Below are 24923 nucleotides of genomic sequence, written 5' to 3'. Positions count from 1 at the left end.
ACCATGCCCGACTACCTTGCCGAACCGTCCGGCCCGGCGACGGCCGGGGTGCTGGTCGTCCACGACTGGTACGGCCTGCTCCCGCACGTCCGGGCCGGCTGCGACGAGCTGGCCGCGGCCGGGCTGGCGGCCCTGGCCCCGGACCTGTACGACGGCCGCACCACCACCGACTCCGGCCAGGCCGAGGCGCTGATGGAGGCCCTGGACAACGACGCGGCCCGGGCCCGGCTGGACGCCGCCACCGCCGACCTGCGCGAGCGCGCCGGCGGCGGCCCCGTCGGCGGTCTCGGCTTCTCCATGGGCGGGTTCCTCACCCTGCTCCAGGCCACCACCGGGGCCTACGACGCGGCCGCCGTGTACTACGCCGCCCTGGACCCCGAGCGGGCCGCCGCCATCCGCTGCCCGGTCCTGCTGCAGCTCGCCGAGGTCGAGGAGTTCGACCCCCCGGAGTTCTTCGACGGGTTCGTGGCCGCCCTCCGGGCCGCCGGCACCGAGGTGCGCGTCCGCACCTGGCCGGGCACCGAGCATTCCTTCGCCAACCGCGACGTGCCCCTCCACGCCCCCGACCAGGCCGCCGAGGCCTGGTCGGACACGGTCGGGTTCCTCCGCGGCCACCTGGGCGGGGAGCGCCAGGCCGGGTGAGCGCCTGACCCCGGTGGGCCGGGGTCAGGGGGTGGCGCGGCGCAGGCGGCGCCTGGCCAGGGCCGAGCGAAGCAGGAAGGCCGGGGTGGGCGGAACCCAGCCGAGCTGGCGGGCCTGGCCGAGGTCGTCGCGGTCGGCGGCGTGGCCGACGATGCGGCCCTCGGCCAGGCGGTACCAGTGCGTCTGGGAGCTGGCGAACGACCGGCCGTTGGAGGCGAACACCTGGGCCGGCCGGCCGTCGGGGCCGTAGGTCACGAACGGCGCCACCTGCCGGCCGCGCATCACGGTGCGGGCGACGACCAGGTCGCCCTCGGCCACCAGGTCCTCCACGTCCCAGCGCAGCTCCTCGAAGGTGGCGTGAAGCCAGTCGTAGGTCGCCTTGAACGCGGCCGGCCCGCGGCCCCGGGCGTCCGGCGGCTCACTGACCGCCTCGTCGTTGGCGGCGTCGGGGTGGATGAGCTCGGCCGCCTCGGCGTCGTCCCAGGCCTGCATCAGCCGCAGGCTCCGCCGCACGAGGTCGTGGGCGGTCGCCGTGCGCGTGTCCATGCTGTCGTCTCCTCGTGCTACTCTTTCGGTAGAATGAGGTTCTACTAAATTGCCGCGTCCTGTCAAGACCCGCGCCTACGACAACGCCCGCCGGGCCGCCGCCGCCCGGCGCACCGAGCAGCGGGTCGTCGACACCGCGCACCGGCTGCTGCTGGAGCGCGGCTACGCCGGGCTGGCCATGGCCGACCTGGCCGCCGAGGCCGGCGTCTCGGTCGCCCTGCTCTACAAGGTGTTGGGGCCCAAGCCGCGGCTGGTCAAGCGGGTCTACGACGTGCTGCTGGCCGGCGACGTCGACCCCGTGCCGCTCGCTCGCCGGCCCGCCCTCCAGGCGCTGGCCGCCGACCCCGACCCGCGCGGCAAGCTGGCCCGGTACGCCGCCATCGGCCGGGCCATGCTGGAGCGGGCCGGTCCCCTGACCAGTGCCCTGCTGGCCGCGGCCCGTGCCGGCGAGCCCGACCTCCAGGAGTTGGCGGCCACCATCGACCGCGAGCGGCTCACGGGCGCCACCGCCCTGGCCACCCACCTGGCCGAGACCGGCGCCCTCGCCCCCGGCCTGCCGGTGGAGCGCGCCCGCGACCTCATCTGGCTCCACACCGCCCCCGACACCTACCGCCTGCTGGTCCTGGAGCGGGGCTGGGCCCTGGACGAGTGGGAGCGCTGGTTCGCCGCCAGCCTGGCCGCCGCCCTGCTCCCGGACGAGGGCGCCGCGCCGCCCGGGTCGCCGGGCTAGGCGCCGTCGTCGGACAGCAGCGCGTCCACGAAGGCGTCGGGGTCGAAGGGGGCGAGGTCGTGGGGGCCTTCGCCGAGACCGACGAGCTTGACCGGGATGCCGAGGTCGCGCTGGACGGCGATGACGATGCCGCCCTTGGCGGTGCCGTCGAGCTTGGTCAGGACGACCCCGGTGACGCCGACGGCGTCGGTGAACTGGCGGGCCTGGGCGAGGCCGTTCTGGCCGGTGGTGGCGTCGAGGACCAGGAGGACCTCGCGGATCTGGCCGCCCTCGCGCTCCAGGACCCGGCGGAGCTTGCGCAGCTCCTCCATGAGGTTGGTCTTGGTGTGGAGGCGGCCGGCGGTGTCGACCAGGAGGACGTCGGCGCCCCGGGCCCGGGCCGAGGCGAGGCCGTCGAAGGCGACCGCGGCCGGGTCGGCGCCCTGCTGGTGGCGGACGACCGGGGCGCCGACGCGGTCGCCCCAGATGACCAGCTGCTCGGTGGCGGCGGCCCGGAAGGTGTCGGCGGCGGCCAGCACCGGCTGCTTGCCCTCCTCGGCCAGGGCCAGGGCGAGCTTGCCGACGGTGGTCGTCTTGCCGGTGCCGTTGACGCCGACGACCAGCACGATCCCGGGGCGCTGGTGGTCCTCGAGCAGGTCGAGGGCGAGCGACCGGTCGCCGGACCCGACGGCGTCGCGGAGCTCGGCCCGGAGCAGCTCGCGCAGCTCGGGGCCGCTGGCCCGCTCGGCCCGGGCCCGGGTCCGCAGCCGCTCGACCAGCTCGGTGGAGGTGGCCACGCCCACGTCGGCCGCGAGCAGCGCCTCCTCCAGCTCCTCCCAGGCCTCGTCGTCGTCGGCGCCCCTGGCCAGCAGCCCGGCCATGCCGCGGGAGAGGGCGGCCCGGGAGCGGCCGAGGCGCTCGCGGAAGCGCCGCCGGGGGGCGATGACCTCCTCGGCCGGCGGGGCCGCGGTGGCCACGCCGCGGTCGTCGGGGGGGAGGTCGACGTCGGCGACCTCCCGGCCCGGCCTTGGCGGCTGCCCGGCGTCGTCGCCGACGCCCGGCTCACGGTCCAGGTCGACCTGGCGGACCTCGTCGGCGTCCTGGCGCCGGCGGCGCCCGGCGACCAGCGGCACCACGGCCAGCAGGCTCACGATCACCAGGGTGGCGGCGACCACGAGCAGGATCTGCAGCCCTTCCACTCCCTACCTCACCTCGTTGCGACGGCGACGGCCTCGTCGTTCCCGTCGAGGGTGCCAGAGCGGAGCCGCCGGCTCACGACCTTGCTGACACCCTCGGCCTGCATGGAAACGCCGTAGAGGGCGTCGGCCGCCTCCATGGTCCGGCGCTGGTGGCTGACGACCAGCAGCTGGGCGTGCTCGCGGGCGTCGTCGAGCAGGTCGAGGAAGCGGTGCAGGTTGACGTCGTCGAGGGCGGCCTCGACCTCGTCGAGGACGTAGAAGGGGCTGGGGCGGGCCCGGAAGATGGCGAAGTAGAAGGCCAGGGCGACCAGGCTGCGCTCGCCGCCCGACAGCAGCGACAGGCGGCGGACCTTCTTGCCGGGGGGCCGGGCCTCGACCTCGATCCCGCTGGCCAGGAGGTCGTCGGGGTCGGTGAGGACGAGGCGGCCCTCGCCGCCGGGGAACAGCAGCCCGAAGGTGCGCTCGAATTCGCGGGCCACGTCCTCGAAGGCCGAGCCGAACACCTCCCGGACCCGCTCGTCGACCGCCCTGACCACCTTGAGCAGGTCGCGGCGGCTCTCCTTGAGGTCCTGGAGCTGGCTGGAGAGGAAGCTGTAGCGCTCCTCCAGGGCCTTGAACTCCTCCAGGGCCAGGGGGTTGACCCGGCCCAGCAGGGTGAGGCGGCGGTCGAGGGCGGTGGCGACCCGGCGCAGCTCGGTCGAGGGCTGGCGGCGCGGGTCGGGCTCGGGCAGCTCGGCCAGGCGGGCCTCGCCGGGCAGGTACTCGGCCATGGCCTCGTCGGGGTCGATGGCGAACTCCTCGACGATGCGCTTGCCCAGCTCCTCGGCGCGCAGGCGGGCCTCGACCCTGGCCTCGTCGGAGGCCCGGGTGACGGCGTGGTGCTCGTCGAGGGCGGCGGTGGCCTCGCGGCGGGTGGCGCTGGCCGCGGCCAGGCCTTCCCGGGCCGCCTGGAGGGTGCCGGCCAGGCGGTCGCGCTCGGCGGCGGCGGCGGCCAGGGACCGCTCCAGCCGGGCCAGGGCGGTGGCCCCGGCGGTGGCGGCCACCCCGGCCCGGCGGGCGCCGTCGAGGCGGGCCCCGCGGGCCCGGGCCCGCTGCTCGGCCGCCTCGACCTCGGCGGCGGCCAGGGCGCGGAGCTCGGCCAGGCGCTGGTCGAGGAGCCGGCGCCGCTCGCCAACGGCGGCGCCGGCCACCCGGGCGGCGGTGGCGGCCTGCTCGGCCTGGTCGAGGGCCTCGACCAGGGGCGGCCGCCCGCCGGCGAGCAGCTCGGCGTCGCGTTCGGCCCCGGTCCCGGCGAGCACCCCCTGCCGGGGGGCGATGGCCAGGTCGGTCTGGGCGGTGGCCAGGCGGGCGGCGGCCCGTTCGCGGCCGGCGTCGAGCTCGTGCAGGCGCTCGGCCGCCGCGGCCGCCTCCCGTTCCAGGCCGCGCAGCTCCTTGCCGGCGAGGGTGGCCCGGTCGTCGAGGCGCCGCACGGCCGCCTGGGCGTCGCGCAGGGCCCGGGCCGCGTCGGCGGCCCGCCCCTCGGCCGCCTCCAGCTCCTGCTGGGCCGCGCGCAGCTCGGCCCCGACCCGCTCCAGGGTCGCGGCCGTCGCCGCCTCGGCCTTGGCGGCCTCGTCGGCGGCCCGCCGCGCGGCCAGCCCGTTCGCCTCGGGCACCACCCCGCCCTCGACCCGCCCCGCCGCCAGCAGCTCCCCGGCCCGGGTCACGACCCGTCCCCCGGGATGCCGTTCCAGCAGCTCCCTGGCCTGCTCCAGGTCGTCGGCGACCAGCACCCCGTCCAGCAGCGCCCTGGCCACCTCTCCGGCCACCCCGGCGGTGGCCACCCGGTCGAGCAGCGACGGCGAGCCGTTGGTTCCGGGGTCCGGGGCCGACCCGTTCGCCGAGGGATGGAGGAGGATGGCGCGGCCGCTGCCGGCGTCGCGGAGGAGGCGGGCGCCGCCGGTGGCGACGGTGGGGCCGGCGACCACGATGGCGTCGGCGTCGGGGCCCAGGGCGGCGGCGACCGCGGCCTCGTAGCCGGGGTCGACCGAGAGGGCAGGGGCGAGGGGGCCGAGGACGCCGTCGCGGCCGGCGCCCTCCAGGAAGGCGAGGGCGTCGCCGCCGGCCGCCCGGGCGGTGGCCTCGAACGCCTCGCGTCGGGCGCGGGCGGCGGCCCGTTCCGCCTCGACCCGCCGCTCTTCGGCGGCCAGGGACCGGGCGGCGGCGGCCCGCTGGTCGCGCTGCTCCTCGGCCGCCCGCCGGTCGGCGTCCCGGCCGGCCTGCTGGGCCTCCAGATCGGCCCGCTCGGCCCGGAACCGGTCCAGGAGGGCGGCCGTCTCGGCCCGGCGGCGCTCGACCGCGCCCGCCTGCTCGCGCAGCCGGGCCGTCTCGGCCTCCATCTGCTCGATCGTCCGCTCCAGCCCGGCGACCTCGCTGGCCAGGCGGACCTCGCGCCGGTGGGCGGTGGCCCGGTCCCGCTCGGCCCGGGCGGCGGCCTGGTCGAAGGCGGCCAGGGCGGCCCGGGCGCGGTTGCGGACGGCCGCGGCCTCGGTCGCGGTGGCGGTGGTCGCGGCCAGCTCGTCCTCGACCCGGCCGAGCTCCGCGGCGACCTCGGCCGCCTCCCGTTCCAGGTCGGCCACGGAGCGGCCCTCGTGCTCGGTGGCCAGCGACTCGGCCAGGTGGCGGGCACGGGCCTCGGCCAGGGCGACCGTGCCCCGGAGGCGCTCGCGCACGGTGGCCAGGCGGTGCACGGCGTCGGTGGCCCGGCCGGCCAGGGGCTCCAGCTCGGCCAGCTCGGCCTGGAAGCCGCGCTCGCGCGCCTCCTCGGCGTCGTGGCGCTGCTCCAGCTCGGCCAGCCGGGCGGCGAAGGCGGCCTCCTCGGCGTCCAGCGACGCCGAGCGCTGGCGGACCCCGGCCAGCTCCCTGGCCCGCAGGGTGAGGCGGACCTCGCGCAGCTCGGCGGCGACCTCGGCCGCCCTGGCCGCCGTCTCGGCCTGCTGCTGCAACGGCTTGAGCTGGCGGCGCAGCTCCCCGACGAGGTCGGACAGCCTGACCAGGTGCTGCTCCATGCCGGCCAGCTTGCGCAGCGCCTTCTCCTTGCGGCGGCGGTGCTTGTACACCCCGGCCGCCTCCTCGATGGCCGCCCGGCGGTCCTCGGGCCGGCCCTGGAGCACGTCCTCGAGGCGGTTCTGCCCGAGCACGGTGTGCAGCTCGCGGCCGACGCCGGTGTCGGACAGCAGCTCCTGGATGTCGAGCAGCCGGCAGGTGGTGCCGTTGATGGCGTACTCGCTCTCGCCGGAGCGGTACAGCAGCCGGGTGACGGTCACCTCGCTGTACTCGATGGGCAGCAGCCCGGCCGAGTTGTCGATGGTGAGGGCGACCTCGGCCCGGCCGAGGGCGCCGCGGCTGCCCGTGCCGGCGAAGATGACGTCCTCCATCTTGCCGCCGCGCAGCGACTTGGGGCCCTGCTCGCCCAGCACCCAGGCGACGGCGTCGACCACGTTGGACTTGCCGGAACCGTTGGGGCCGACGATGACCGTGATCCCCGGCTCGAAGTCCAGGGTGGTCTTCTCGGCGAACGACTTGAACCCGCGCAGGGTCAGCGACTTGAGGAACATCAGGCCGGCTGATGCTAGCACGGGGATCGGACGATCCCGGGGATGTCGGCGCCGATGGGGCGAACGTTCGGGGCCTCCCGCGGGAGGCCCCGAAATAGACGAAACCCTGGCTAGGCCAGGGCCGCTTCCTTGGTGGTCGAGGGGCGGAAGTCCTCGACCTCGCGAAGGGCGAGCTCCTGCTCCGCTACCGCGAGGTGCCGCTCGAGCTCGGCGACACGCGCTTTGAGGGCATTCAGCTCCCGCAGGATCATGTACGCGGGCGGCTGACCTACGTAGCCCATGAGCGCCTTCGACATCCGGGAAGCTCCTCCCACTGCAGCGGCTTCGGGGTTACCGCTGCGCTCTTGTCCGCTGGACTGGCAGGCCACAAGGGTCGTCCAGCGCCGTGCGGAACGGCCGACGACTACTTACGGTTTGTACCCTGGGAGAGGAAGGCCCAAAACGTGTGCGTGACCCTGCCCGATGCAGCCGGGCCGAGCAGTTACCGCGTCCGGGCGGTCCCAGAGGACTGATTTCACAAGCGGACTATAACACGTCCGTATGGAGGCGCCAAGCGAGTCCATCGCGACGAAACCGCCGTCCGGTTACCGCGCCTCGAAGTAGTGGAACTCGCCGGTGGCCGGGATCCGCTGGCTGTCGAGCGACTCGACCTCGGCCCAGCGCGGGCCCTCGCGCAGGAACGACTCGAGCTGGTCGAGCCGGTCGGGATCGCCCTCGGCCTCGACCCGGACCGACCCGTCGGGCAGGTTCTCGGCGTAGCCGGTGAGCCCGAGCTGCCCGGCCTGGCGCTGCACGGCCCAGCGGAAGCCCACGCCCTGGACCTCGCCCCGGATGACGGCCTTGAGCCGGAGCGCGCTCATGCCTGGATGGTGACCGGGGTGCCAAGGGGCAGCGTCTCGGCCAGCAGGGTGATGGTCTCGTTGTCCATGCGCACGCAGCCGTTGGACACCGGCCGGCCCAGCAGCCACGGCTTGTAGGTCCCGTGGAGGGCGATCTGGCCGTCGCCGGTGCCGAAGCTCTGGTGGACCTCGGAGTAGCCGGACAGCCCCAGGGCCCAGGCCCCGTAGGCGGCCGCCGAGATCTGCGGCGGCTTGAGCTTCACGGTCACGTAGAACCGCCCGGTCGGGGTGGGCGTGCCCGCGGTCCCGACCCCGACCCGGAAGCTGCGCAGCTTCTTGCGGCCGCGGAGGAGGCTGGCGGTGCGCGAGGAGAGGTCGACCACGACCTCGTGGGCCACCGGCTTGATCCGGACCTGTTCGCGCTGGACCCAGCCGCTGGAGCCGTTGGGCCGCCGGGGCAGCAGCACCTTGAGCCACGTCTCCCCGGTGGCGGTGCGCCGGGCGTGGTCGATCAGGAACGGGGTCGGGCTCCCCCAGGGCAGGGCCTGCGGGAACACGGCCACGATGTCGCCCTTGCCGGGCTTCGATTTGACGGTCACGTCCTTGACGGCCAGGGCGACGTAGGCGGGGGCGTTGCCCAGCTGGACCTCGCCGGCGGCGGGGGCGGCCGTGGTCGTCGGCGCCGGGGGGCCGGCGGCGGGGTCGAGCGGGGGCGGCGGGGCCGGGTCGGGCCCGCCGCAGCCGGCCAGCGCCAGGACCATCGCGAGCAGCGCGGCCACGGCGGCGGGAGCGGTCGAGCGGGGCTTCAGCTCTGGCATTTGGGGCAATAGTACGTGGTCTGCCCGCCTTCGATGCGTTCGTGGACCAGGGGGGTGCGGCAGCGGCGGCACGGCTGGCCCTCCCGCTGGTAGACGCTGAGCTGGGGCTCGAACTCGCCCTTGCCGCCGTGGAGGTCGAGCCAGGGGGTCTCCCCCACCGAGACCCCGCGCAGGCGCACGGCCTCCTGGACCACCTCCTGGATCGCCCGGTGGAGCCGGCGCACCTCCTGGGCGGTCAGGCTGGAGGAGTCCCGGTCCCAGCGCAGCCCGCCGGCCCAGAGGATCTCGTCGGCGTAGACCGGGCCGATGCCGGTCACGAACGCCGGGTCGGTGAGCAGGGTGCGCAGCCGCTCCTGCCTGGCCCCGAGCCGGGCGCCGAGGGCCTGCCAGGCCAGGGCGTCGGCCAGCGGGTCGATGGCGCCGCGCCACCGGTCGGCCAGCTCCTCCAGGTCGTCGTTGCCGGCCAGGAACAGCTCGCCGTCCTCCCCGAGGCCGAGGACGCGCAGGTCGCCGCCGACCGAGAAGCTGAGCACGGCGTCGGTCTGGCGCTCGACCGGGGCGGCGCTGCGCTGCTTGAGCAGCCGCCCGCCGGGGCCGAGGTCGATCACCAGCGCGGCCGTCTCCGGGCCGCCGTCCAGGCCCAGCAGGAGCAGGTCCCCGATGCGGGCGGCGGCGCCGAGCTTGCGGCCAACGAGCCGGTCGGCGAACTCCCGGCGGTTGCGGTGGCGGCGCACCACCTTGGCCGCCCTGACCTCGACCGCCTTGACCTTCCGGCCGCCGACCTCCTTGTCGAGGTCCTGGCGGAGGGTCTCGACCTCCGGCAACTCGGGCACAGGCTCCTCCGGCGGGCCGCCTCGCCCGAGCGTCCCCGGGCCGGACGCTGGCATTCTAGCGGAGGAAGCGGGACCGGCGGCGGTCGGCCAGGACCCGGCCGCCCGTCTGGCAGGTCGGGCAGTAGGAGGTCTCGCGTTCGCCCATCCAGACCGAGCGGATGGTGTCGCCGCAGACGTAGCAGGCGGCGCCGGCGCGGCCGTGGACGGCGAACAGGCGCTCGGAGGCCTTGGGGATCACGACCTCGTCGCCGACCTGGGAGGCCAGGGTGGCGCGGGCCTCGGTGAGGACGCCGACCAGGGCGGTGTGGAGGCGCTCGACCTCGGACGGGTCGAGGCGCTCGGGGCGGGCGAAGGGCGACATGCGGGCCCGGTGGAGCACGTCGTCGCTCCAGGCGTTGCCGACCCCGGCCATGGCCCGCTGGTCGGTGAGCATGCCCTTGAGGGTGTGGCCGCCCTCGGCCAGGATGGCGGCCAGGCGCTCGGTGGTGAAGCCGGGGTCGAGCGGCTCGGGGCCGAGGCCGGCCAGGGGCGGGACCTTCTCGACGTCGTCGACCAGCCAGACGGCGGCCCGGCGCTGGGTGCCGCCCTCGGTCATGGACAGGACCCGGCCGTCGTCGAGGTCGACGGTGAGCACGGCGGTCTTGCGCGGGGCCGGCTTGGGCCCCAGGACCAGGCGGCCGCCGAGCGACAGGTGCATGACCAGGCGCAGCTCGCCCAGCTCGAGCCAGACGTACTTGGCCCGGCGGCCGGCCCCGGTGACGGCCAGGCCGACCAGGGCGTCGATCGGGGGGTCGAAGGTCTTGAGGGCGGCCACCGAGACGACCCGGACCGCGGCCACCCTGGCCTTGGCCAGCCGGGCCGCCAGGTTCTCGGCCAGGACGTCCAGCTCGGGGAGCTCGGGCACTACTCGCCCGCTGGCGGGGGCGCAGGAGATTCGGCGGGGACCACGTCGACCGGAGGGATCCGGGGAACCCCGGAGGGGTGCCTCGGTGGATCGGTCCCGGCGTCGCCGGTGCCGCTGACCATGCGGTCGGCGGCCAGGGACTCGAACGCCTCACGGGCCGCCTGCTGCTCGGCCTCCTTCTTGGAGCGGCCCTTGCCGCTGCCGTAGGCCGTGCCGGCGACCGAGACGGTGGCCGTGAACCGCTTGGCGTGGTCGGGGCCCTCCTCCTCGATGGCGTAGGAGGGCATCCCGCCGAGGCTGGACGCGGCCAGCTCCTGCAGGGAGGTCTTGTAGTCGAGGGCGGCCCCGCGCCCGGCCGCCTCCATCACCCGGTGCTCGAACAGCCGCCGCACCAGGGCGGCCGCCCGGGACAGGCCCTTGTCGAGGTAGATGGCCCCGAGCACGGCCTCGAGGGTGTCGGCCAGGATGGAGGACTTGTCCCGCCCGCCCGAGAGCTCCTCGCCCCGGCCCAGACGGACGGCGTCGCCGACGCCGAGCTCGCGGGCCACCTCGGCCAGCACGTTCATGTTCACCGTGGCCGCCCGCAGCTTGGCCAGCTGGCCCTCGGGCAGCTCGGGGAAGGCGCGGTAGATGATGTCGGTGACGACCAGGCCGAGGACGGCGTCGCCGAGGAACTCGAGCCGCTCGTTGGTGGGCAGGCCGCCGTTCTCGTAGGCGAAGGAGCGGTGGGTGAAGGCCCAGACGTAGAGCTCCTCGCCGCCGAAGCGGACGCCGAGGGCCTTCTCGATCGGCTGTCGCTTACTCGACCTCAACGACCTGACGCCCACCGTAGTACCCGCAGTTCTGGCAGACGGTGTGCGGCAGCTTGGCCTGCCGGCACTGGGGGCACGACGCGTAGGTCGGGGCCACCGACTTCCAATGGGACCGGCGGTGCCGGGTCTTGGCCCGCGGGGTCTTACGCTTGGGGACGGGCATCGTCTTCCTCCTGGATGCTTGTGCGCAGGTCGGCCAGGCCGGCCCAGCGGGGATCGATGTCGTCGGCCCCGCCGTGCCCGCAGTCGGTGCTGTTGCGGTCGGCGCCGCAGACGGGGCAGAGGCCGGCGCAGTCGGGGCGGCACAGCGGGAAGGCCGGGAAGGCGAGCACGAGCGCGTCCCTGGCCATGGTGTCGAGGGGCAGGCGGTCGTCGGGCAGCACGGCGTAGCCCTCGTCCTCGTCCTCGCCGGGCTCGAGGGCGAACAGCTCGCGCACCTCGACCTCCACCTCATGGTCAAGGTCGCGCAGGCAGCGGACGCAGCGGACCACCGCGGTGGCGCTGACCTTGCCGGTGACCAGCAGCCCCTCGACCACGCTCTCGACCTCGGCGTCGACGGTGACGGGCCGGTCGGGCGGGACCGAGGCGACCGGGGTCGCCAGGTCGTCGAGGGGGGCGCCCACCACCACGTGGCGGTGCGCCCCGGGCTTCTGGAGCAGCTCGCGGACGTCGACCGCGAGCGCCGGTGCTGTGACGTGCTTGCTCATGAACATGACAATCCGAGGTGATGGCGCCTGGGGCGTGTGAGGGGCACACAAAAACGACGGTGGGACTCACCGCAGCGTATCAGGGTAGCAGAAGGCGGACGGTCGGAGCGCGTCAGGCGGGTGGCTGCTGGGCGCGTTCGCGCAGCCTGGCCACCACGAAGTCGGGCACCAGCCCGGTGACGTCGCCGCCGTGCCTGGCCACGTCCTTGACCAGGCTGGAGCTGAGGTACGACCAGGTCGGGTTGGTGGTCATGAACATGGTGTCGACCCCGGCCAGGCGGTAGTTCATCTGCGCCATCTGGAGCTCGTAGTCGAAGTCCGAGACCGCCCGCAGGCCCTTGACGATGGCGGTGACCTCGCGCCGCCTGGCGTAGTCGACCAGCAGGCCGGAGAAGGCGTCGATCTCGACCGAGCCCATCGGCTCGGTCGCCTCCTTGAGCATGGCCAGCCGCTCCTCGAGGGTGAACAGCGGCTGCTTGGCCGGGTTGATGAGCACGGCCACGATCACCCGGTCGAAGCACCTGGCCGCCCGGGCCACGATGTCGAGGTGGCCGTTGGTGACCGGGTCGTAGGTGCCGGGGCAGCAAGCGGTCCGCACGGGTCGGGGTCTCCTGGCTGGGGGTCGGGCTCAGGTCAAGGGTACCCAACTGGGGGCCCGGGGGGCTCAAGCCTAGCCCCCCGGAGCATCAAGGATGGCGAGGTGCAACGCGGTGTCGCCGTAGCGGCGGGGGCGTTCGGGCGTCAGGCCCGGCGGCCAGGGCGGGGCCTCGGCGCGGGCGGCGGCCTCGACCACGACCACCGCCTCCGGGGCCAGGGCGGTGCGGGCCAGGCGGCCGAGCAGGCCGGCGACCAGGCCGACCGGGGCCGCATAGGGCGGGTCGAGCAGGACCAGGTCGAAGGGGCCGTCCCGCTGGGTCCGGAGGTAGGTCTCGGCCCGGGTGCGGCGCACCGTGGCCACGCCGCCCAGGCCGAGGGCGTCCAGGTTGGCCCGGATCACCGTCACCGCCGGGGCGGCCTGCTCGACCAGCACCGCCGAGGCGGCCCCGCGCGACAGCGCCTCGATGGCCAGCGCCCCGGTCCCGGCGAACAGGTCGAGCACCCGCGCCCCCTCGACCCGGTCGCCGAGGACCCCGAACAGCGCCTCCCTGACCCGGTCGCTGGTCGGCCGCGTGTCCCGCCCCGGGACGGCCCGCAGGCGGCGGCCGCCGAGGCGGCCTCCGACGACCCGCACGCTCCCCCCTGAGTGGCTGGCGGCGGGGTACTTAGCCCGGGGGGGCCAAGGCCGTTCCCCCGCCGTCCAACCGGTCGGGCCGGCTCAGCCAGACGAGGCCGAGCGGCCGTTGCTGGCGTGCGAACCGCGCCACCGGATCGGGGCGTGGCCGCGCGCGCTGGCCGTTGCGCCCACGAGGGCGGGTGCGCCGTCCGCCTCGAGGGCCTGCTCAAAAGGGGCGCCCTGCACCCAGGTGCGCTCGAAGGCGTCGTGGAGGATCTCGCCGAGGCCGGCGTGGCGCATCAGCAGGCTCTCGGCATGGCTGCCGGGCGACCCGGAGCCCGGGACGGTCAGGTTGAGGAGCACGACGTACCGGTCGACGAGCAGGTACAGGGTCTCGACGCGGTCGACGACCCGGACCTCGAACCCGTCGTCGTCGGCGAAGGCGGCCACCCACTCCCGGTGCGGGTCGTGCTCCAGGGAGTCGCGGTCGAAGATGGTGCGGAAGCGGACCCCGGCGGCCAGGCGGTCGCGCATCCCCGGGCAGTCGGCCGGCTCCCAGGAGGTGTTGACGATCGTCAGCACCTCCTGGCGGGCCCGGCAGACCTCCGTGGCCATGACGCCGAGGAGCTGCTCGCGGCGGCGCAGCATCTCCAGCGGCTCCTCGCCGGCCCCGGGTGTCGGGCCGGTGCGGAGGGTGAGCGCCTCGGCCAGGCCGGTGAGGGCCCGGTCGCGCCGGCGGGCCTGCTCGGCCTTGGACGCCTCCAGCCGGCCGATGGCCTCGTTGGGCGGGACGGCCCGGAAGCGGGCGACCCCGCTGCCTCCGGCCACCTCGGTGCAGAGCCCGAAGCGGACCAGCGAACGGATCAGCTCGTACGCCCGCGACCTTGGCAGGCCGGCCTCGGCGGCGACCTCGCTGACCTTGAACGCCCGCTGGGCCAGCATGCCGACGTAGCAGCGGGCCTCGCCCTGGCCGAGGCCATGTCGGACGAGCCGGTCGATCAGATCCGAGTCATCGGACTGGGTCAGCGATCTGTCCTTCCCAGAGGGGACAACAGGAGCGAGCCGCAACAGTAGGCACGGTTCAGGGCGAAGTCAAGAAGGTTGCCCAGCTACTGGAGGGGACCTGGCGTGGCCGAGTCCCACAGCAGGTCGAAGGCGTCGGTGAGCAGGTGGGCCAGGGCCGGCTGCTCCAGCACGACCCAGCTCCCCTGCCCGCTGACCAGCCCGGTCGGGTTGAGGCTGAGCAGGCACTTGCGGCGGTCGACGGCGGTCAGGCCGACCGGCACCTTGTCGACGAAGCGGATCTGCTCGCCGCGCTGCTCGCGCTCGGCCAGCCGGGCCACGAACTGCGGGAAGTCGAGGAACCCGGTCTCGTACAGGGCCCGGTAGCTGACCCCCTCGCGGACGCCGACCTCGTCGCCGGCCCGCGGCCCGGTCCCCGGCGGGGTCATCCGGCGGGCCTGGACGACCTCTTTCTCGGCGCCGGCGGTGATGGCGTCGCGGCGGGCCCAGGCGGCGTCGGAGTTGCGGATCAGCTCCACGTACTCGAACGGGTCGTCGCCCTGGGGGGCCTCGTAGTAGCGGGCGAACAGGTCGGCGACCAGCAGCGCGGTGTCCTGGACCCGGTCGGCCTGCTCGAGCGCGCTCTGGTGGCGCAGGCGCTGCACGACCAGCATCGGGTCGGCGGCCTGGAAGCGGGCCACCTGGCCGTGCCCCGACCCGCTGACCTCCGAGAACAGCCCCTTGTCGACCAGCTGGCGCAGGGCGTCGTAGGCCTTGGGCCGGTTGACGTCGCCCAGCTCGGCCAGCTCGGCGACCCGCAGCGGCGGACGGCCGAGGGCGGCCAGGTAGATCCGGGCCTCGTTGCGGTTGAAGCCGAACTCGGCCAGGTACTGGACGAGCTGGTCCTCGTCCGACCAGCCACGGTCGTCGCTCGACATGGCGGGAGCGTAGTGCGTATGGGGGGTTTGTGCTACCCGCGGGCCAGCCACTCGGCGCGGCCGTCGCCGAGGCGGGCCAGCACCTCCTGGCGCAGCCGCCGGTGGTCGGGGCCGGCCAGCTCCGGGTCGGCCTCGACCAGCGCGAAGGCGTCGGCCCGGGCCCGCCGGACCCAGTCGAAGTCCTCGACCAGGCGGGCCAGCTTGAGGTCGGAGAGGCCCGACTGGCGGGCGTCGAACACGGTGCCCTCGCCGCGGATGCGCAGGTCCTCGTTGGCCAGCTCGAAGCCGTCGTTGGTGCGGGCGATGGCGTCCATGCGGGCCCGGCCCTCGTCGGTCAGGGGGTCGGCGAACAGGATGCACAGCCCGGGGGCCCGGCCCCGCCCGACCCGCCCCCGGAGCTGGTGGAGCTGGGACAGGCCGAAGCGGTCGGCGTCCTCGATCAGCATCACGGTGGCGTTGGGCACGTCGACGCCGACCTCGATCACGGTGGTGGAGACGAGCACGTCGACCTCGCCGGCCCGGAAGCGGTCCATGGTCGCCTCCTTCTCGCGGGCCGGCATGTCGCCGTAGACCAGCCCGAGTTGTAGATCAGGGAAGACCTCGGCCCGGAGCCGCTCGGCCTCGGCCTTGGCCGAGCGGACCTCGACCTTGTCCGACTCGTCCTTGAGGGCGCAGACCACGTACGCCTGGTGGCCGGCGGCCACCTCCTCCCGGACCCGCGTATAGGCCCGCTCCCGCAGGGTGGCGTCGGCGACCACGTGGGTGGCGATCGGGGTCCGGCCCGGCGGCAGCTCGTCAAGGGTGGACACGTCCAGGTCGCCGTACAGGGTCAGGGCCAGCGTCCGCGGGATCGGGGTCGCGGTCATGATCAGCACGTGCGGGCTGTCGCCCTTCTCGCGCAGCCGCACCCGCTGGTGGACGCCGAAGCGGTGCTGCTCGTCGACCACGACCGCGCCCAGCCGCCGGAACTCCACCCCCTCCGACAGCAGCGCGTGGGTGCCGACCAGCAGGTCGACCTCGCCGGCGGCCACCCCGTCCAGGATCCGCTGCCGGGCCGCCCCGGTGGTGGCCGCCGTCAGCACCTCGACCCGCGGCCCCCCGAACAGCCCCCCGCCCTCCCCCAGCGGCTCCAGCAGCCCCCGGAGGTTGATGCCGTGCTGGTCGGCCAGCACCTCGGTCGGGGCCATGATCGCTCCCTGCATCCCCGACTGCACCGCGCACAGCAGGGCCCAGAGGGACACCACCGTGTTATGGGTGACCGCGAAATGATCGGTGACGTAGAGCTGGTTCGGATGCGCGACCGAGATGCACTGGACGGGCCTGAGGCCGACGTGCTCGATCCTGCGGATCGCCCGCCGGAACCGATGGTACTTCGTCGGCGGCCGCAGCAGCTCGGCCTTCCGGCGCAGCCGGAACGGGGGGTACTCGTTCGGGAGCCGGACACTGACGAGGAAGTGGACCTCGCCTACCTTCTTGACCGGACGGAGCCGAGCGACGCCCCCGAGGGACGCGACCAGCCACTGAACGTCGGCAGCGAGCTGCCGGGACGCCGAGAGGAAGGTGACGTTGCTGCCCTGCTCTGCGTTGAGCGTGCCGTCGGTGTCGAGCAGCCCCTGCAGCACCGCGTGGCGCACCTTGCTCGGAGCGATCAGATAGGCCCGAGGGACGTGCTTGTCGCGAGAGCGCGCGCCACGCAGGCCGAGCCGCTTCAGGGCGGCAGCCACCGGATGTGGGTCGTACTGGTTCGTCCGGAACCGACGTCGGATGAGGTAGTCGTACGGCCTGGACGGCTCGCGCTTGAGGTAGCAGTCCGGCGGTAGCGCCTCGGCAACGGCCTCCACGATCTCCTGGTCAGCCGTCGAGATCATCAGATTCGCCCGGAAGGAGCCGTCGCCGAGGAGCAGCCCGAGGAGGTAGGGGTCCATCGGACGCTCCTCGCCGCACTCCAGCTCGGCGGCGGCCGCCACCGGGATGTACCACTTGGAGGAGCCGTTCCTCTTGGTGAGATCGCGTCGCAGCTCGCGGGTCGTCCTGACATGCGGCGTGTCGCCCCGGTGCCAACCGCAGGACGTCTTGACCAGCCACAGATGCTCGTCGTCGCACTCGGCGCTGGTGCCGTCCGAGAACACCACCCGCCAGGTGTCACGGAGGCCTTGGGGGAACACGCCGGTCACGACGGTGATCTCCCCCGTCGGGTTGACAACCTCGTCACCGACCTCGATGGCACCCATCCGCTTGAATCCGCTCGGCGTGAGCACCAGCGAGTGGATGGGTTGGGCCTTGCCGCTGCCGACCTCCCCCTGGAGGAGACGGTGCATCGGCTTGGGACGGGACAGGTCGGCGCCGATCTCGGCCATGACCCGGGACTGGGCGCCGGTGAGCTGGTAGGGGAGGCTGGCCAGGAGGCGCTTGGTGAGGTCGCCGTCGGTCTGGAGGGGCTGGCCGTGCTGGCCGGCCTCCTGGGCGCGGCGGCGCAGGGCCAGGCCGACCTGGAGGACGAACAGCTCGTCGTAGACCAGGCGGTCGCGGGCCCGGGTCGCCTCCTTGCGGTCGCCGGGGCGGTGGATGGCCTCAAGGGCGCCGGCCCGGCCGGGCAGGCCGTGGGCCCGGCGCAGCGGCTCGGGCACGAAGTCGGGGACGTCGCCGTAGCGGTCGAGGAGGGCGCCGACGGCCCGGCGGATCCGGCCCGAGGAGACCTCCTTGCTGGCCGGGTAGACGGGGATGACCTCGTTGGCGAACCCCTCGGGGTCGTCGCCCTCGCGCAGGACCTCGTAGCCGGGGTTGGCCATGCCGAGGCGGCCGGCCTTCCAGGCGAGCTTGCCCGAGAAGGCGGCGACCGTGCCCACGGTCAGCTTCTGGGCGTGCCAGGGCTGGTTGAACCAGGTGCAGACCCAGGCGCCGCTGTCGTCGACCACCCGGACCTCGAGGATGCGGAGGTTGCGCCGGGGCTGCTTCTTGGCCAGGTTGCGGACGGTGCCGACGAGGGTGACCTCGGCGCCCTTCTTGGCGTGGGCCAGGTCGGTGAGCTCGCCCCTGGTCAGGTAGCGCCGCGGGTAGTGCTCCAGCAGGTCACGGACGGTGCGGTAGCCGAACGACTCCTCCAGGGTCCTGGCCAGCGGCGCCGACACCCCGGGGGCCTTGGCCAGCGGGGTGCCGAGCGGGTCGGGAGCTCGGGTCTCGGCCACCGGCCCAGTATAGGTGCGGCCTCGGACGAGCCCGTGCTACCCTCTCCCGGCGCTCGTGAACTCGCGCAACCCCACTCTTGAGGAAGGTCCTTCGACGATGGCCGCCGTCTGCGACATCTGCGGCAAGCACCCGGGCTTCGGCATGAAGGTGAGCTTCTCCCACAAGCGGAGCCCGCGGCGCTGGAACCCCAACATCCAGCGCATCCGCATCCTGGAAGGTCGGACGCCGCGCCGCCGCAACGTCTGCACCTCCTGCATCAAGGCCAACAAGGTCCGCCGGGCGGTCTAGCGGGCCCGGACCAGGAGCCACAGGCCGGGATCGGGACGATCCTGTCGGACCGCCGTGTCATCGCCGTGGTCCTGGTCGTCTTCATCGTGATGGCGGGGGCGGGGCTGGTCCTGCCGATCCTGCCGTTGTTCGCCCGGTCCTTCGGCGTCGGCTACGGCGCCGTGGGCCTGCTGGTGTCGGCCTACGGCCTGGCCCGTCTGGTCTTCGACCTGGCCGCGGGTCGGATCGTCGACCGCCTTGGCGAGCGGGCCACGGCGGCGGGTGGGCTGGCGGTGATCGCGGCCGGCTCCGCGCTGACCGGGATCGCCTCCAGCTTCGCGATGGCGGTGGCCGCCTGGGCGGCCGCCGGGGTCGGCTCGGCCATCGCCCTGGCCGCCTTGTACACCCGCGTGCTACGGGTCGTCCCGACCCAGCAGATGGCCCGCACCCTGGGGATCTTCTACGGCGCGTTCAACACCGGCTTCGTGGCCGGCGGGGCCGCCAGTGGCGTGGTCGCCCACCGCCTCGGCCTGGCCGGGCCGTTGCTCGTCAACGCTGTGGTGGTGGCCATGGCCGCCGTCCTGTGGCTGGTCCTCGACTCCGCCGCCCGGCCCGGCCCGGCGCCGGCCGAGGGCATCCCCCGGCCGACCTCCGCCGAGGGCGGCGGCCTGGCCCGGCTGCTGCGGACTCCCGGGCTGGTCCCGGTGGTGGTGACGAACTTCGCCTACCTGTGGATGGTGGCGGTGGTGTTCGACACCCTCGTCCCACTGTTCGCCAGTGACGTGCTCGGGCTGTCGACGGTGGGGATCGGGGTGCTGTTCGCGATCGCGCTGACGGCCGAGCTCGTGGTCCTCTACCCGGCCGGCAGCGTCGCCGACCAGCGCGGCCGCAAGCCCGTGCTGGTGCCGGCGCTCGCCGGGCTGGCCGTGGCCACCGCCGCGATCGGTCTGGCCCCGACCCCACTGCTGCTCGGTGTGGTGCTGGCGGTGCTCGGCGTGATGTCGGGCGCGGCCGGAGTGCCGCCGGGCGCGATGCTGTCCGACGTCGCGCCGGCCCAGGTGTCAGGGACCGCCGTGGGCGTGTTCCGGTTCTGCGGCGACCTCGGGTTCACCGTGGGGCCGCTCCTGGCGGGCTGGGCGGTCCCGGTGGTCGGGTTCGGCTGGGCGTTCGTTCTGGCCGCGGTGCCCACGGCGGTCGCGCTGGCCCTGATCCTGCGAACCCCCGAGACGCTCCGACCCTCCGGGGTCACCTGAGATGGGGCTCGCCAGGCCTCACGTCCGGCCGCTGGTCTCGGGTTCCGGCTCGCCCGCGTCCGCGGGCTCGCCGGCCGGTTCGCCGCGCAGGTAGGTGCCGACGGCGGTGACCACGGCGGCGATCGGCACGGCCAGGAACGCCCCGATGATGCCGCCGAGGATGGCCCCGGCGGCCAGGGCGAGGATGATCACCACCGGGTGCAGAGACACCGCCCGGCCCAGCAGCAGCGGGGCCAGCAGGTGGCCCTCCAGCTGCTGCACCAGCACCGTCAGGCCGACCACCAGCAGGGCGGTCGTCAGGCCCTTGGTGACCAGGGCGACCAGAGCGGCCAGGGCGCCGGCGACGAACGCGCCGACCAGCGGCAGGAACGCGGCCACAAAGGTCAAGAAGGCCAGCGGGACGACCAAGGGGACGCCCAGCACCGCCAGCCCGATCCCGATGAACAGGCCGTCGACCAGGCCCACGGTGGCCTGGCCGCGCAGATACCCGCTGACCGCGATGGCCGAGCGGGTGCCGATCTCGCGCAGGTGGGCCTCGCGGTGGCGGCCGGCGAAGTCGAGGATCCAGCGGGTGAAGCGCTCGGAGTCCTTGACGAAGAAGAAGGTCAGGAACAGACACAGGATCAGCCCGGTGACGACCTCCCCGACCACGGTCACGCCCGCGACCGCGCCCCGGGTCAGGCCGCTCGAGTTCTCGGTGAAGCGCTCGCGGGCCTGGTCCAGATAGCGGTTGAGGTCGGCCTCGCTGAGCCCGAACGGGCGTGAGGCGATGTAGCGCTGGACCTCGGCCACGCCCTCATCGGCCCGCTGGCGCAGCGTCTCCAGCTCGTTGCCGATCAGCGGGACGAACCCGGCGATGATGGCCGCGATCAGCAGCACGGCCCCGCCGAAGACGGCCAGCACCGCCGGCAGGTGCTTCCAGCCGCGGGCCTGGAGCCAGTCCACCAGGGGGACCAGCAGGGTGGCCAGGAACAGGGCCACGATCACCGGCACGACGATGACCTTGAGCAGGATGAACAGGTAGAGCACGAGCCCGGCGGCGGCCAGCACGACCAGCAGCCGCCAGCTCCAGGCGGCCAGCCGCCGCAGCGCCGGGGGAACCTCCGGCCGTTCGTGGTCGCTCATGGGCTCCTCTCAGTGTCGCTGACCGCCATACTGGCGATGCCCGGCCGTCCCGGCGAGGAGGGGTACCCCTGTACCAGCGCGACTACCTGATGCGCCAGATCGAGCAGGTCGGGCGGATGCTCGCCGCCATTATGGGGCTGGCCAAGGCCGGGCGGGGGGACGAGGCGCTGGGCATGTTCGACGAGGCGTACAAGCCGCTGATCGGGGTCGGGAGCCGGGTCGTGGCCGTGCTCGACGACGGGCAGCTGGTGGACCTGCTCACCTCCGGGTCGAACCCGGACCTGCGGCGGGTGGCGCTGGCCCTCGAGCTGCTCAAGGCCGAGGCCGACCTGTACCAGGGGGCCGGCCAGCCCGGGGAGGCGGCGCTGCGCTACCGGCGGGCCCTCGCCCTGGCCGGCTGCCTGGCCGCGCGGTCCGAGCGGCTGCTCGACCAGCGGCTGGCCGGCGAGCTGCTGGACCGGGCCGGGGAGCTGGAACTGTCGGCGGCCCAGCGCCTGGCCACAGCCAGGGTGCTGGAGGCGCTGGGGCGCTACGCCGACGCCGAGGACGCCCTGTTCGAGCTGATCGACGAGCGGCCCTTGGACCCCGGGCCGGTCGAGGAGGCGATCGCCTTCTGCCAGCGCCTGCGCCCGCTGGAGCCGGAGCGGCTGGTCGCCGGCGGCCTCTCCCCCGCCGAGGTCAACGACACCCTGGCCGAGCTGCTGCGCCGCGAGCCGGCCGTCGGCGAGGGTGGCTAGCCGGCGACCGTCGTCGAACGGCAGGGCCTGCGGTTCTCGCCCTAGGAGACCTCGGGCCGGGACAGCTCGGGGAGGTTGCCGAGGTCGAGCAGCTTGAGCAGGCCCTCGGGGCGGAAGTCGCCGGCCAGCAGCTCCTCGGGGGTCTTCCAGGCGACCTCGGCCAGGTTCCGGTCCCCGGACGGGTTGGGCTCGATGTCGAGGACGCCGTCGTGGCCGGCGGCCAGCCAGCCGGCGAACACGACCACGAACTCGTCCTCGTCGACCAGGTCCTGGAGCCAGAGAACGCCGGCCAGGCCGATGGGCAGGCCGGTCTCCTCCAGCAGCTCGCGCCGGGCCGCGTCCTCGACCCGCTCGTCAGGCTTGGCCTTGCCGCCGGGCAGGCACCAGAAGTCGTCGCCGCTGGCGTGGCGGTGGTGGGCGGCCAGCACCTTGCCGTCGTGGACGACCAGGGCCCTGGCCACCAGCGTCGCCTTGCGTGAAGCCATGGAGTCAGCCCTCGTAGGGGTTGGGCCCGTACGGCCAGGGCACGGGCGTGGGGTGGCTGGGGCCGCCGGGGCGGAGCAGGCCGGCGGCCCGGAACCGCCAGGCGTGGTCGGTGGGGCCGATGCCCTTGCCGAGCGGGAAGCCGCCGGCGATCGCCCCCGACAGGTAGCGCTTGGCCTCCTGGACGGCGGTGGCCACGTCCAGGCCGGAGGCCAGGTTGGCGGCGATGGCCGAGGCCAGGGTGCAGCCGGTCCCGTGGGTGTGCGGGGTGGCCAGGCGGGGGGCGGTCAGCTCGACCGCGTGGCCGCCGTCGAATAACAGATCTACGGCGTGACCGCCAGGCAGGTGCCCGCCCTTGACCAGCACCCAGCGCGGCCCCAGCTCGTGCACCGCCCGGGCGGCGGCGAGCAGGTCGCCCCGGTCGCGCACCTCGACCCCGGTCAGGACCTTCACCTCGCCAAGGTTGGGGGTGATGACGGTGGCCAGTGGGGCCAGCCGCTCGCGCAGGGCCTGGACGGCGTCGGGACGCAGCAGCGGGTCGCCGTGCTTGGACGCCGCCACCGGGTCGACCACCAGGTTGGGCAGGCCGAAGCGCTCGACGGCCCCGGCAACGGCCTCGATGATCGGAGCCGAGGCCAGCATCCCGGTCTTGGCCGCGTCGACCCCGATGTCGGTGGCCACCGACTCGATCTGCTCGAACACGGCCCGGGGCTCCAGCTCGTAGAAGCCCTGCACCCCGATGGAGTTCTGCACGGTCACGGCGGTGACGGCCGACATGCCGTGGACGCCGTGGGCCAGGAACGTCTTGAGGTCCGCCTGGATCCCGGCCCCGCCGCCGGAGTCGGAACCGGCGATGGTGAGCACGCGCGCGGGCACCGGCACCGCCGTCACCTCCTCCCTGGAACGATCGGGCCAGGCTACCAGCGTCGCGGCCGTAGACTTCCGGCATGGACCGCCGCCGCCAGATCCGCATGAGCGAGGCCGAGCTGGCCGCCTTCCTGGACGCCCAGCGCACGGTGACCTGCGCCACCATCGGCCCCGGGGGGCGGCCCCACCTGGTCGCCCTGTGGTACGTGCCGGCGGGCGGGCGCCTCGACTGCTGGACCTACGCCGCCTCCCAGAAGGCCCGCAACCTGGAGCGCGACCCCCGGGCCACCCTGCTGACCGAGACCGGCACGACCTACCAGGAGCTGCGCGGGGTGAGCATGGAGTGCGACGCCGAGCTGGTCCGCGACCCCGAGCTGGTCCTCGACATCGGCGTCGCCCTGGCCGTCCGCCACGGCGGCACCCCCGGTCCGGACCTGCGCGCCGCCCTCGCCCCCCAGGCGGCCAAGCGGGTCGGGATCCGCTTCCACCCGACCCGGGTGTCGAGCTGGGATCACCGCAAGCTCGGCTGACGACCCCTGGTTACGGACGGGGGGCGCGGCCGTGGCGGAGCTTCATGGCCGCCTTGACGGCGGGGAGCACGAAGCCGGGGCGGTCGAAGCTCTGCATGCCGAACGGCAGCGGGAGCCGCTGGCGGCTGACGGCCTTGGCCCGGGAGAGCTCGCGCAGGCCGTCGGGGCCGTGGACGCGGCCGAAGCCGGACTCCCCCACCCCGCCCATGGGCAGCGACGGCATGCCGGCGAAGGTCAGCACCGAGTTGATGCTGACGCTGCCCGCCCGCAGGGCCCGGGCGATGCGGCCGGCGCCGCGGCCGGCGAACACGGCCGCGCCGAGGCCGTAGGGGTTGGCGTTGGCCAGGGCGACGGCGTGGCCGGCGTCGCGGGCCCTGGTCACGGGCAGGACCGGGCCGAAGGTCTCCTCCCGCATGACCAGGGCGTCGGCGGGCACGTCGACCAGCACCACCGGGTCGACGTAGGGCGGGCGGACCGCGTCCGGGCCGCCGACCAGGGCCCTGGCCCCGCGGGCGAAGGCGTCGTCGAGGTGCCGCCGGATGACCTCCAGCTGCCGGGGCAGGGTGATAGGGCCGAAGTCGGCGTCGGGGCCGCTCCCGGGCCGGACCCGCGAGGCCCGCTCGACCAGCCGCTCCAGGAACGGCTCGTAGACGGCGTCGACCACGTAGACGCGCTCGGTGGCCAGGCAGGTCTGGCCGGCGTTGGCCATGCCGCCCCAGACCGCCTGGTCGGCGGCGGCGTCCAGGTCGGCGTCGGCGTCCACCACCATGGCGTCCTTGCCGCCGAGCTCCAGCACCACCGGGGTGAGGCGCTCGGCGCAGGCGGCCATCACCTTGCGGCCGGTGGCCGGCGACCCGGTGAGGGCGACCTTGTCCACCCCGGCCAGGCAGAGGGCGTGGCCGGTGGCCCCGTCCCCCGTCACCACCTGGAACACCGGCTGGCCGGGAACGGCCTCGGCGAAGGTGTCGGCCAGGAAGCAGCCCACCGCCGGGGTCAGCTCGCTCGGCTTGAGGACAACGGCGTTGCCGGCGGCCAGGGCGTAGACGACCGACCCCAGGGGGGTGAACACCGGGAAGTTCCAGGGCCCGATGACGCCCACCACCCCCAGCGGCTGGTACTCGACCGAGGCGGCGTGGTTGGCCAGCACCAGGGTGCTCCGGACCCGGCGCGGCCCCAGCACCCGGGCGGCGTTGCCGGCCGCCCAGTCGAGGTGCTCGACGATCATCAGCACCTCGATCAGGGCGTCGGCGTGCGGCTTGCCGTTCTCCCGGTGGACCAGGGCGACCAGCTCGTCGGTGCGGCGGACCAGCAGCGCCTTGTAGGCCAGCAGGGCCCGCCGGCGGCCGTCGAAGCCCAGCTCCTCCCAGCCCCGCTGGGCCTCCCGGGCCCGGCCCACGGCAGCCCCGACCTGCTCGGGCCCGTCCATCGGGAAGCTCCCCACCACCTCCCCGGTGGCCGGGCTGGTCGAGTCGAAGGTGCGGACGCGGGTCGTGCGGTCCTCGATGATCGCCATGCCGTCCCCTTTCTCGAAAGGAATGTACCCATTCGGTGGGCGGGGCGGCACCAGATCGTCGCGAAGCGGACACGGCGCTGGTGTTTTCCCGTCGCACCTTCGTAGCATTCGCCCGCATCCCGCTCGGCGCTCGCGAGGGGCCGTGACTCGCCCGACCGCCGCAGCATCCCTGGCATCGCAGGCCCCCAGGACGCCATCCGAGCGAGG

The 24923-nt window shown here is 74.6% G+C and carries 26 protein-coding genes; 6 read left to right on the top strand and 20 right to left on the bottom strand.

The window, feature by feature from the left end; all coding sequences use genetic code 11:
- Positions 1 to 642: alpha/beta fold hydrolase (locus VF468_15790; protein ID HEX5879755.1), on the top strand; the 642-nt coding region annotated here is incomplete at its 5' end.
- 24 nt (positions 643 to 666) lie between these two features.
- Here VF468_15790 and VF468_15785 read toward each other — a convergent pair.
- Complete coding sequence (locus VF468_15785; GenBank protein HEX5879754.1) at positions 667 to 1188, bottom strand: ester cyclase; 522 nt, start codon at positions 1186 to 1188, stop codon at positions 667 to 669.
- A gap of 49 nt (positions 1189 to 1237) precedes the next feature.
- Here VF468_15785 and VF468_15780 point away from each other — a divergent pair, with 49 nt between their 5' ends.
- Positions 1238 to 1918, top strand: coding sequence for a helix-turn-helix domain-containing protein (locus VF468_15780; protein HEX5879753.1), 681 nt, complete (start codon positions 1238 to 1240; stop codon positions 1916 to 1918).
- Here VF468_15780 and ftsY read toward each other — a convergent pair.
- From ftsY to VF468_15705, 15 genes are all read right to left on the bottom strand, one after another.
- A complete protein-coding gene (gene ftsY, locus VF468_15775) occupies positions 1915 to 3087 on the bottom strand; it encodes a signal recognition particle-docking protein FtsY (GenBank protein HEX5879752.1) in 1173 nt (390 codons plus the stop codon). The genes VF468_15780 and ftsY overlap by 4 nt on opposite strands.
- A 17-nt stretch (positions 3088 to 3104) precedes the next feature.
- Entirely contained in the window at positions 3105 to 6689 is a 3585-nt protein-coding gene (gene smc / locus VF468_15770; protein ID HEX5879751.1) for a chromosome segregation protein SMC, read from the bottom strand.
- Positions 6690 to 6799: 110 nt separating this feature from the next.
- Complete coding sequence (locus VF468_15765; protein ID HEX5879750.1) at positions 6800 to 6985, bottom strand: hypothetical protein; 186 nt, start codon at positions 6983 to 6985, stop codon at positions 6800 to 6802.
- 288 nt (positions 6986 to 7273) lie between these two features.
- Complete coding sequence (yccX, locus tag VF468_15760; GenBank protein ID HEX5879749.1) at positions 7274 to 7549, bottom strand: acylphosphatase; 276 nt, start codon at positions 7547 to 7549, stop codon at positions 7274 to 7276.
- A complete protein-coding gene (locus tag VF468_15755) occupies positions 7546 to 8346 on the bottom strand; it encodes a L,D-transpeptidase (GenBank protein ID HEX5879748.1) in 801 nt (266 codons plus the stop codon). Before VF468_15755 ends, yccX begins: the two co-directional genes overlap by 4 nt.
- On the bottom strand, positions 8334 to 9179 hold the full coding sequence (locus VF468_15750; protein HEX5879747.1) for a DNA-formamidopyrimidine glycosylase family protein: 846 nt from the start codon (positions 9177 to 9179) through the stop codon (positions 8334 to 8336). The genes VF468_15755 and VF468_15750 overlap by 13 nt, the downstream gene beginning before the upstream one ends.
- Positions 9180 to 9234: 55 nt before the next feature.
- Positions 9235 to 10083 carry a DNA-formamidopyrimidine glycosylase family protein gene (locus tag VF468_15745; protein HEX5879746.1) on the bottom strand — a complete coding sequence of 283 codons (849 nt, stop codon included), beginning with the start codon at positions 10081 to 10083 and terminating at the stop codon, positions 9235 to 9237.
- Positions 10083 to 10871 carry a ribonuclease III gene (rnc, locus tag VF468_15740; protein HEX5879745.1) on the bottom strand — a complete coding sequence of 263 codons (789 nt, stop codon included), beginning with the start codon at positions 10869 to 10871 and terminating at the stop codon, positions 10083 to 10085. Before rnc ends, VF468_15745 begins: the two co-directional genes overlap by 1 nt.
- 10 nt (positions 10872 to 10881) lie before the next feature.
- The gene (gene rpmF, locus VF468_15735; GenBank protein HEX5879744.1) at positions 10882 to 11058 is read right to left on the bottom strand and encodes a 50S ribosomal protein L32; all 177 of its coding nucleotides are present in this window, start codon (positions 11056 to 11058) and stop codon (positions 10882 to 10884) included.
- Complete coding sequence (locus VF468_15730; protein ID HEX5879743.1) at positions 11039 to 11602, bottom strand: YceD family protein; 564 nt, start codon at positions 11600 to 11602, stop codon at positions 11039 to 11041. The genes rpmF and VF468_15730 overlap by 20 nt, the downstream gene beginning before the upstream one ends.
- A 112-nt stretch (positions 11603 to 11714) precedes the next feature.
- A complete protein-coding gene (gene coaD, locus VF468_15725; protein HEX5879742.1) occupies positions 11715 to 12200 on the bottom strand; it encodes a pantetheine-phosphate adenylyltransferase in 486 nt (161 codons plus the stop codon).
- Between the two features lie 72 nt (positions 12201 to 12272).
- Positions 12273 to 12833: a 16S rRNA (guanine(966)-N(2))-methyltransferase RsmD gene (gene rsmD / locus VF468_15720; protein HEX5879741.1), complete on the bottom strand. Its 561-nt coding sequence runs from the start codon at positions 12831 to 12833 to the stop codon at positions 12273 to 12275.
- 84 nt (positions 12834 to 12917) lie between these two features.
- A complete protein-coding gene (locus tag VF468_15715; protein ID HEX5879740.1) occupies positions 12918 to 13883 on the bottom strand; it encodes a helix-turn-helix domain-containing protein in 966 nt (321 codons plus the stop codon).
- Between the two features lie 41 nt (positions 13884 to 13924).
- Positions 13925 to 14755 carry a helix-turn-helix domain-containing protein gene (locus tag VF468_15710; protein HEX5879739.1) on the bottom strand — a complete coding sequence of 277 codons (831 nt, stop codon included), beginning with the start codon at positions 14753 to 14755 and terminating at the stop codon, positions 13925 to 13927.
- Positions 14756 to 14787: 32 nt separating this feature from the next.
- Positions 14788 to 17940 (bottom strand): helicase-related protein, encoded by a 3153-nt coding sequence (locus VF468_15705; GenBank protein ID HEX5879738.1) that lies wholly within the window; start codon positions 17938 to 17940, stop codon positions 14788 to 14790.
- 97 nt (positions 17941 to 18037) lie between these two features.
- Between VF468_15705 and rpmB the strand changes: the two genes are divergently transcribed.
- Positions 18038 to 18229: a 50S ribosomal protein L28 gene (rpmB, locus tag VF468_15700; GenBank protein HEX5879737.1), complete on the top strand. Its 192-nt coding sequence runs from the start codon at positions 18038 to 18040 to the stop codon at positions 18227 to 18229.
- A gap of 65 nt (positions 18230 to 18294) precedes the next feature.
- Positions 18295 to 19461 (top strand): MFS transporter, encoded by a 1167-nt coding sequence (locus VF468_15695; protein ID HEX5879736.1) that lies wholly within the window; start codon positions 18295 to 18297, stop codon positions 19459 to 19461.
- 18 nt (positions 19462 to 19479) lie between these two features.
- Here the strand turns inward: VF468_15695 and VF468_15690 are convergent, their stop codons facing one another.
- Positions 19480 to 20586: an AI-2E family transporter gene (locus VF468_15690; protein ID HEX5879735.1), complete on the bottom strand. Its 1107-nt coding sequence runs from the start codon at positions 20584 to 20586 to the stop codon at positions 19480 to 19482.
- A gap of 68 nt (positions 20587 to 20654) precedes the next feature.
- On the opposite strand from VF468_15690, the gene VF468_15685 reads away from it, so the two are divergent.
- Positions 20655 to 21323: a DUF6483 family protein gene (locus VF468_15685; protein ID HEX5879734.1), complete on the top strand. Its 669-nt coding sequence runs from the start codon at positions 20655 to 20657 to the stop codon at positions 21321 to 21323.
- Between the two features lie 41 nt (positions 21324 to 21364).
- Here the strand turns inward: VF468_15685 and VF468_15680 are convergent, their stop codons facing one another.
- Both VF468_15680 and thiD read right to left on the bottom strand, forming a co-directional pair.
- A complete protein-coding gene (locus tag VF468_15680; GenBank protein HEX5879733.1) occupies positions 21365 to 21808 on the bottom strand; it encodes an NUDIX hydrolase in 444 nt (147 codons plus the stop codon).
- A gap of 4 nt (positions 21809 to 21812) precedes the next feature.
- Positions 21813 to 22688: a bifunctional hydroxymethylpyrimidine kinase/phosphomethylpyrimidine kinase gene (gene thiD, locus VF468_15675; GenBank protein HEX5879732.1), complete on the bottom strand. Its 876-nt coding sequence runs from the start codon at positions 22686 to 22688 to the stop codon at positions 21813 to 21815.
- Between the two features lie 65 nt (positions 22689 to 22753).
- Here thiD and VF468_15670 point away from each other — a divergent pair, with 65 nt between their 5' ends.
- Positions 22754 to 23203, top strand: coding sequence for a pyridoxamine 5'-phosphate oxidase family protein (locus VF468_15670; GenBank protein HEX5879731.1), 450 nt, complete (start codon positions 22754 to 22756; stop codon positions 23201 to 23203).
- Between the two features lie 10 nt (positions 23204 to 23213).
- Here VF468_15670 and VF468_15665 read toward each other — a convergent pair whose 3' ends face one another.
- A complete protein-coding gene (locus tag VF468_15665; GenBank protein ID HEX5879730.1) occupies positions 23214 to 24716 on the bottom strand; it encodes an aldehyde dehydrogenase family protein in 1503 nt (500 codons plus the stop codon).
- Between the last annotated feature and the right edge of the window lie 207 nt (positions 24717 to 24923).

The sequence above is a fragment of the Actinomycetota bacterium genome (assembly GCA_036280995.1).
Lineage (GTDB): Bacteria > Actinomycetota > CALGFH01 > CALGFH01 > CALGFH01 > CALGFH01.
The sequence above is the reverse complement of the archived record's forward strand: the minus strand, read 5'-3'. Positions and strand labels throughout refer to the sequence as shown.

Coding starts and splice junctions, on each gene's coding strand:
- VF468_15670 (HEX5879731.1), top strand. CDS start 22,754: ATGGACCGCCGCCGCCAGATCCGCATGAGCGAGGCCGAGCTGGCCGCC.
- VF468_15785 (HEX5879754.1), bottom strand. CDS start 1,188: ATGGACACGCGCACGGCGACCGCCCACGACCTCGTGCGGCGGAGCCTG.
- VF468_15765 (HEX5879750.1), bottom strand. CDS start 6,985: ATGTCGAAGGCGCTCATGGGCTACGTAGGTCAGCCGCCCGCGTACATG.
- yccX (HEX5879749.1), bottom strand. CDS start 7,549: ATGAGCGCGCTCCGGCTCAAGGCCGTCATCCGGGGCGAGGTCCAGGGC.
- VF468_15730 (HEX5879743.1), bottom strand. CDS start 11,602: ATGAGCAAGCACGTCACAGCACCGGCGCTCGCGGTCGACGTCCGCGAG.
- VF468_15680 (HEX5879733.1), bottom strand. CDS start 21,808: ATGGCTTCACGCAAGGCGACGCTGGTGGCCAGGGCCCTGGTCGTCCAC.
- VF468_15665 (HEX5879730.1), bottom strand. CDS start 24,716: ATGGCGATCATCGAGGACCGCACGACCCGCGTCCGCACCTTCGACTCG.
- VF468_15755 (HEX5879748.1), bottom strand. CDS start 8,346: ATGCCAGAGCTGAAGCCCCGCTCGACCGCTCCCGCCGCCGTGGCCGCG.
- rpmB (HEX5879737.1), top strand. CDS start 18,038: ATGGCCGCCGTCTGCGACATCTGCGGCAAGCACCCGGGCTTCGGCATG.
- VF468_15690 (HEX5879735.1), bottom strand. CDS start 20,586: ATGAGCGACCACGAACGGCCGGAGGTTCCCCCGGCGCTGCGGCGGCTG.
- VF468_15710 (HEX5879739.1), bottom strand. CDS start 14,755: ATGTCGAGCGACGACCGTGGCTGGTCGGACGAGGACCAGCTCGTCCAG.
- smc (HEX5879751.1), bottom strand. CDS start 6,689: ATGTTCCTCAAGTCGCTGACCCTGCGCGGGTTCAAGTCGTTCGCCGAG.
- rpmF (HEX5879744.1), bottom strand. CDS start 11,058: ATGCCCGTCCCCAAGCGTAAGACCCCGCGGGCCAAGACCCGGCACCGC.